4 protein-coding genes are annotated in these 5520 nt (G+C 44.8%); 2 read left to right on the forward strand and 2 right to left on the reverse strand.

Going from position 1 to position 5520, the window contains the following annotated elements:
• The first annotated feature begins 378 nt into the window (after positions 1–378).
• Positions 379–2820: a phosphoenolpyruvate synthase gene (ppsA, locus tag EWV68_RS01675; RefSeq protein WP_061432620.1), complete on the forward strand. Its 2442-nt coding sequence runs from the start codon at positions 379–381 to the stop codon at positions 2818–2820.
• A 146-nt stretch (positions 2821–2966) separates the two neighbouring features.
• On the opposite strand, the gene EWV68_RS01680 is transcribed toward ppsA, so the two are convergent.
• Positions 2967–3599, reverse strand: a complete 633-nt coding sequence (locus EWV68_RS01680) for a Uma2 family endonuclease (protein ID WP_061432619.1) — start codon at positions 3597–3599, stop codon at positions 2967–2969.
• A 358-nt stretch (positions 3600–3957) separates the two neighbouring features.
• The gene (gene cbiE, locus EWV68_RS01685; RefSeq protein ID WP_081106823.1) at positions 3958–5226 is read right to left on the reverse strand and encodes a precorrin-6y C5,15-methyltransferase (decarboxylating) subunit CbiE; all 1269 of its coding nucleotides are present in this window, start codon (positions 5224–5226) and stop codon (positions 3958–3960) included.
• A 63-nt stretch (positions 5227–5289) separates the two neighbouring features.
• Between cbiE and EWV68_RS01690 the strand changes: the two genes are divergently transcribed.
• The coding region (locus tag EWV68_RS01690) for a DUF3782 domain-containing protein (RefSeq protein ID WP_287168602.1) at positions 5290–5520 on the forward strand (231 nt) is incomplete at its 3' end.

The following is a 5520-nucleotide window of genomic DNA, read 5'->3' on the forward strand; positions in this document are numbered from 1 at the left end:
CTGCGCTTTTTTCTGGCTTGAGATTTTAGGTTCGACAGCAACTCCTTGATTGTTTTTTGAGTTACCCCTTGACAATCAAGACAGTCGCTACGTTCATCTTATATTTAATTCCACCCACCTACTTATCTCACCATTGAGATAACTGCTGTAACTATTTTGAGATAACTAAGGCTATCATTGAGGAAAGTTACTGTTGAGACTCCTGATTAGTTTGTTAATTTTTGTGTTAAGTACCTAGACAATTAACCCCTTTAGAGATAGGGTGAGCGTGGCTGAGTTGGCTATTATAGAGTTTTGTAAATAAATATCAAACTCAAGGATTTTTGAAGATGGTATGTCGCTAAACTGAAAGTATAAAGTACAGAGGTAAAAATACTTATGATGCTACTACAAGATGTTGCGAGAACCTCTAGAGAACAAGCATTAATTCTGTGGTTTGAAGAAGTAGACAGCAAAGACGTGGGATTAGTCGGTGGGAAAAACTCCTCATTAGGCGAAATGATCCAACAATTAACCCCGAAAGGGATTAATGTCCCCACAGGATTCGCCACCACCGCTTACGCTTACCGTCACTTTGTCGAAAAAGCCGGACTAGACGCACAATTAAGACAAATTTTCCAAGATTTAGACGAAAATGATGTGCAGAACTTGCAAGAAAAAGGTAAACAAGCACGCACATTAATCTTAAATACACCGTTCCCCGATGATTTAAGTCATGCGATCGCTATTGCCTATCGCCGACTCTGTGAACGTTATGGCGATGATCTCTATCATTCCATAGATGTGGCCGTTCGCTCAAGCGCCACCGCCGAAGACTTACCAGAAGCGAGTTTTGCCGGACAACAGGAAACCTATCTCAACGTGCAAGGGGTAAGGGGAGTTTTAGAAGCTTGCCATAAATGTTTTGCCTCTTTATTCACCGATCGCGCTATTTCCTACCGTCATCATAACGGTTTCGATCACTTTGCCGTCGCCCTTTCCGTCGGTGTCCAAAAAATGGTGCGTTCAGATCTAGCCACCTCTGGGGTGATGTTTTCCATCGATACGGAAACAGGGTTCAAAAATGCCACTTTAATCACCGCAGCCTACGGTTTAGGGGAAAATGTCGTGCAAGGAGCCGTTAACCCCGACGAATATCTGGTTTTTAAACCCACTCTTAAAAACGGTTACAAACCCATCCTCGATAAACGCCTCGGCAGTAAAGCCATCAAGATGATCTACGATGATGGAGGATCGCGTCTAACCAAGAATATCCGAGTTAACAAGCTAGAACAGGATCAATTCTGCATTAGTGACCAGGAAATCCTCACTTTAGCCCGTTGGACGACCCAAATCGAGGAACATTACTCGCAAGTGCGCGGAACCTACACCCCCATGGACATCGAATGGGCAAAAGATGGGATCACGGGAGAACTCTTTATCGTTCAGGCCCGTCCAGAAACCGTACAATCGCAAAAAGCAGCTAATATCCTTAAATCCTACGAAATTAAGCAAAGAAGTCAAGTTTTAGCGGTGGGACGAAGTGTAGGTGCAGCAATCGGTCAAGGAAAAGCCAGAGTCATCCTCAGTGTAGACAAAATCAACAACTTTAAACCGGGAGAAGTTCTCGTCACCAATCGCACGGATCCCGACTGGGAACCGATTATGAAACAAGCAAGCGCGATCGTTACTAATCAGGGTGGTCGTACTTGCCATGCCGCTATTATCGCGCGAGAAATGGGCATTCCGGCGATCGTGGGTTGCAATAATGCCACGGAAACGATTAAAACCGGTCAGGAAGTCACCGTTTGCTGTGCGGAAGGGGATGAAGGGAAAGTTTACCTCGGATTGCTACCCTTTGAAATTCTTGAAACTCCCCTGGACAATTTGCCCCAAACTCGGACAAAAATCCTCATGAATATCGGTAATCCCGAAAAAGCCTTCGCTTTTGCCGATATTCCTGCCCAAGGGGTCGGTTTAGCCCGTCTAGAGTTTATTATCGCTAACCATATTCAGGCCCACCCCAGCGCCTTGCTGAAATTCCACGAATTGGAAGAAGGAGACGTAAAAGACCAAATCGCCGAATTAACCAAACACTACGAGGATAAACCCCAATTTTTCGTCGATAAATTGGCCCGGGGAATTGCCATGATTGCAGCCGCATTCTACCCCAAAGATGTAATTGTGCGGATGTCCGATTTTAAATCCAATGAATACGCTAATTTATTGGGTGGCAAACCCTTTGAACCCAAGGAAGAAAACCCGATGATCGGTTGGCGCGGCGCTTCCCGTTATACTGATCCTAATTATCGCGAGGCTTTCGCTTTGGAATGTCGGGCGCTGAAAATGGTCCGGGAAGAAATGGGATTAACTAATGTGATTCCGATGATTCCTTTCTGTCGTACCCCCGAAGAAGGGATGAGAGTCCTCGAAGAAATGGCGAAAAATGGTCTCGAACGCGGGGTTGATGGTTTGCAAGTTTATGTGATGTGTGAGTTACCAAGTAATGTAATTCTTGCCGACCAATTTGCTCAGGTGTTTGACGGATTTTCGATCGGTTCTAATGATTTGACCCAATTAACCTTAGGATTAGATCGGGATTCTGCCCTGGTTGCCCATCTTTTTGATGAACGGAATGAGGGAGTTAAACGCATGGTGAAAATGGCCATTGAAACCGCTAAAGCCCATAATCGCAAAATCGGTATCTGTGGTCAAGCCCCCAGTGATTACCCCGAATTTGCTCAATTTTTAGTGGAATTAGGCATCGATTCTATCAGTCTTAATCCTGATTCTGTCCTCAAGACTTTATTGATGGTGGCAGCAGTGGAGCAAGGACAATAGTTTAGTGATAAAGGTGGGACTTGCCCACCTTTTTTTGTACTAAGCCAACTAACTTCATCATACTGAAAATACATATAGCCCACTATGGCTATTTTTTAGTTGTCTCTTAACAAAGATTAACTTTAAACTGCGATCAAGAGATAAACTTAGATTTCGTCAGGATTAAGGCCTAATTCCCGCAGTTTATTGGCTAATCGTTCCGCTCGTTGTTTTTCCTGATTATAGCTAGTGAAAGCTTGTCCATCGGGATAAAAAAGCAACATTTCCGGTTCTCCTAACTGAAAACGTATTCCTAAACGGGGACTAACCCAATTATCGAGAGTTTCCAGAATTTCTAGCTGATTTTCGCCTCTTATCCAAGCACTGGCATCGTTTTTATGGGGATCATAAAGATAATATTCCTCGACCCCATAACGCTGATAAAATAGCTGTTTTTTGGCCATTTCCGTGAGGGTGTTACCCGGAGAGAGGATTTCAAAAACCACCTGGGGACTAATATTATTTTCGAGCCATTGTCGATAGGAACCCCTTTCCCCTTTTGGTCTCCCAAAAACCACCATGATATCCGGCGCTTGACGCAGTTTATTATCATTTTCCACAGGATACCAGAGTAAATCACCCGCAACAAAGACATCAGACTGCTGGCGAAATAGCCAGTCTAAATTAGTTTTAATTGTCGTAATCCAACGAAATTGCAGGGTATTATCCGCCATGGGTTGACCATCGCTATCGGGGTAGATAATTTCAGTGACGTTAGTTTTATCTAGTTGCGAAACCATGAGACTAAGTTAAAAGTTAAAACTAGAAAATGTCAACAACTGTCAACAACTTAATTCTATTATAGCGAGCATTTGTATTATGTGGCAATTAGTACAAAAATATTGACAAATAGGATAACTTGTGCATTGGACAATAAAGATTTAATTTTTTTGATGATAACGATTGAAAATTTCGTTGGTTCCTAGAAAATTTTTGTCTAATTTTGGGAACTATAATTATAATAAGACTATCAACTGGAATTAGGACAAGAAGATGAGTGGCGGTTTAGTCGATCGACAAAGCCCAGAAGAAGAGGAATTAGAGCAAAAAGTTCTATTGACAACTTTTGCAAGAGAGAGCAAGGACAAAATCAAGGATTTACAATCTCGGTTTCAGAACAGTCCACTGGGTTACGGTGGCCATTGCTTTCCAACCTAAAAACTTGCCGACTGGTTCGGCTTTTTCAATGCCAATTCGCAGCAGTTCCCCTCCTAATTTACTATGCCATTGCAAGAGGACTAATTCGCTTTCAATTGTAACAGTGTTGGCAACAAGACGACCCCCGGGGCGCAGGGCTAACCAACAGGTTTCCAATAGGTGGGGTGTGGTGATACCGCCACCAATAAAAATAGCGTCCGGTTGCGGTAAATCTTCCAGGGCGCTCGGTGCGATTCCGGCGACGATTTGCAGATGGGGCGTTCCCAGGGCGGCGGCATTATCGGCAATGTATTGTAATCTGGTGGGATGATGTTCGATCGCAATAGCCTGGCAACGGCGATCGCTACGCAGCCACTCAATGGCAATGGAACCACAACCTGCCCCCACATCCCAGAGCAATTGTCCGGGTAGGGGAGCCAATGTACTCAGAGTGATAGCACGAACTTCTCTTTTTGTCAACTGTCCGTCATGATGGTAGGCAGAATCCGGCAGTCCTGGAAGGCGCGGCGCCCGGGTGGGGGGATGGGAGGAGATGCAGCTAATGGCGATGACATTTAAATCCGCCAGCTCTGTAAATTGCCAATCGTTGGCGATGCCTTGAATGTGGCGTTCTCGGGTTCCCCCTAGATGTTCTAAAACCGTGATGGAACTTTCGCCAAAACCTCCCTCCCGGAGCAGCCGAGCAGCGATCGCCGGAGTCTGGGCATCGGCGCTCAGTACCAGCAGTTTAGCGCCGGGATAAAGCACTCCATTCAACCAAGCCGGAGGCCGACCGCACAAACTCAAAGTTTCCACTTCACTCAGCGGCCAACCCAAACGACTACAGGCAAGACTGAAGGCAGAAGGAGAGGGAATAATCGTCATTTCCTCAAGGGGAATCTGACGGGTGAGGGTGACACCAATTCCGTAGCACATGGGATCACCACTGGCCAAAACACAGACGGATTGACCACGACGGCGGATAATCTCGTTAACAGAGTCTTGGATGGGAGAAGTCCAGAGCAGTTTTTGCCGTTGATCCTCTGGGGGTAACATTGCCAGATGACGTTCACCACCGACAATAACTGATGCTAAAGAAAGCAGACTTCGCCCCACCGAACTTAACCCTTCTAAGCCATCTTCGCCAATTCCTATGATCGATAGCCATTTCGACTTACAATTGCGATCCGCCATATTAAAAAAAATCGCTACTATTTCATTATCTGCCATCAGGCTCTATCCTTCAAACAAGATATAATCGGGTTAGTGTCAAGTTAATTTAGAGGAAAAATTATGACCACCACCGCCGATGACGTTTGGAGATTATTAGCCGAATTAGTAGAAGCTCAAAAAGAAACCGAGCGACGCTTTCAAGCAACTGATCGCCAAATTACCAGACTCAGTAAAGAAATTGGTAATCTTGGCGGTAAATGGGGACGTTTTGTCGAAAATATGGTAGCCCCAGCTTGTGAGACTTTATTTTTAAATCGTCAGATTCCCGTACATCAAGTTAGTCAAAGAGTC

The organism is Microcystis sp. M_QC_C_20170808_M9Col (assembly GCF_007095495.1).
Classification (GTDB): Bacteria; Cyanobacteriota; Cyanobacteriia; order Cyanobacteriales; family Microcystaceae; genus Microcystis; species Microcystis aeruginosa.

Excerpts from the sequence above, each read along its gene's own strand:
- ppsA (WP_061432620.1), top strand. The coding sequence starts at position 379 with ATGATGCTACTACAAGATGTTGCGAGAACCTCTAGAGAACAAGCATTA.
- EWV68_RS01680 (WP_061432619.1), bottom strand. The coding sequence starts at position 3,599 with ATGGTTTCGCAACTAGATAAAACTAACGTCACTGAAATTATCTACCCC.
- cbiE (WP_081106823.1), bottom strand. The coding sequence starts at position 5,226 with ATGGCAGATAATGAAATAGTAGCGATTTTTTTTAATATGGCGGATCGC.